The sequence below is a fragment of the Burkholderia sp. Se-20378 genome (assembly GCF_017104665.1).
Classification (GTDB): Bacteria; Pseudomonadota; Gammaproteobacteria; order Burkholderiales; family Burkholderiaceae; genus Burkholderia; species Burkholderia lata.
The window spans coordinates 1-1,502 of sequence record NZ_JAAGPG010001053.1 but is presented as its reverse complement, the minus strand read 5'-3'; the positions used below and the strand labels follow the sequence as shown (position 1 = coordinate 1,502).

The 1,502-nt window shown below is 73.0% G+C and carries 1 protein-coding gene and 1 pseudogene; both read right to left on the bottom strand.

What is annotated here, in order from left to right; translation table 11 throughout:
• Positions 1–45 precede the first annotated feature (45 nt).
• Positions 46–606, bottom strand: a pseudogene (locus tag G3N93_RS40095) (cobalt-precorrin-6A reductase); the annotation flags it as partial.
• The coding region (locus G3N93_RS40090) for a cobalt-precorrin-5B (C(1))-methyltransferase (RefSeq protein WP_206135531.1) at positions 603–1,502 on the bottom strand (900 nt) is incomplete at its 5' end. The pseudogene G3N93_RS40095 and the gene G3N93_RS40090, both read right to left, overlap by 4 nt.

Genomic DNA, 1,502 nt, shown 5'->3' with positions numbered 1-1,502 from the left:
TCACCCGTGCCCCACCCCTTTCCACACCCGGCGCGCTCCCGACCTGACGTCGAGGCCCAGCCGGGGGAACAGCGCGCGCTCGGCGGCGAGCGTGAAGGGCCCGCGCGCGGCGACGATCTGCGCACGCGCGTTGCCGGGATGCGCGTCGAGGCAGCGCACGAGCCAGAACTGATGCGACGGGATCGCGTCGAGATGCGCGAGCGGTTCGCGGCCGAGCGTGAACAGCGGCCGCCTGAACGGCGCAAGCGCGGCCTCGATGCCGGCCCAGTCGTCGACCATGCGCCAGTCGTCGCCGGGTTGCTGCGCCCACGGCGCGCGGCGCAGCGCCCACAGCGGCACGCCCGCGTCACGCGCTGCAGCCGCGGCATTCGCGCTGATCCGTGCAGCATACGGATGCGTCGCGTCGATCACGAGGCCGATGCCGGCGTCGCGCAGATACGCGGCCAGCCCGGCCGCGCCACCGAAGCCGCCGACGCGCACGTCGCAGCGCAGGTCGTCGGGGATCTTGCCGAGGCCGGCCAGGCTATAGACGTGACGAGGCCCGAGCGCACGTGCGATCTTCAGCGCATCGCCGGTGCCGCCGAGCAGCAGGATGCGCATGCTCATCGCGCCTCCCCGACGAAGCGGCCCTGCCGGTCGATCGCAAACATTTCGACGGCGACCGACGGCGGCACGATGTCGCGCGCGACGCGCAGCGCCTGCGCGCAGACCAGATCGCCGAGCGGCACACCGTCGGCGTGCGCAAGCTTCAGCGCTTCCTGGCTCGTGTTCGCGGCGCGCATCGCGTCCTGCAGCGCGTCGCTTGCGCCGGCTTCGGCCGCCCACTGCGCGAGCATCGGCAGGTCGATGCTCGAATGGCGGCTGTGCAGGTCGAGATGGCCGGCCGCGAGCTTGCTGAGCTTGCCGAAGCCGCCGCACATCGACAGCCGCGCGACCGGCGCGCGCCGCAGGTGCTTGAGCACCGCTCCCGCGAAATCGCCCATCTCGATCAGCGCCATGTCGGGCAGTTGATAGTGCGCGCGCATCGCGTCCTCGCTCGCGTTGCCGGTGCACGCGGCAATGTGCGCGATGCCGTTCGCGCGTGCGACGTCGATGCCCTGGTGGATCGACGCGATATAGGCCGAACACGAGAACGGCCGCACGATGCCGGTCGTGCCGAGGATCGACAGCCCGCCGACGATACCCAGGCGCGGGTTCATCGTCTTCAGCGCGAGCGCTTCGCCGCCTTCGACGCCGATCGTCACGTCGAAGCCGCCCGCGTAGCCATGCTCGGCCGCCAGCGCTTCCAGGTGCGTCGTCATCATCTGGCGCGGCACCGGGTTGATCGCCGGTTCGCCGACCGGCAGCGTCAGCCCCTCGCGCGTGACCGTGCCGACGCCCGGCCCCGCCTGCCACCGACCGCCGCGCGCCGCCGCGAGCGCGACGCGCGCGCGTGTCAGCGCCCACCGCCGGACGTCCGGCTCGCCGCCGCCATCCTGGCTCGTGCCGGCGTCCCCCCGCTC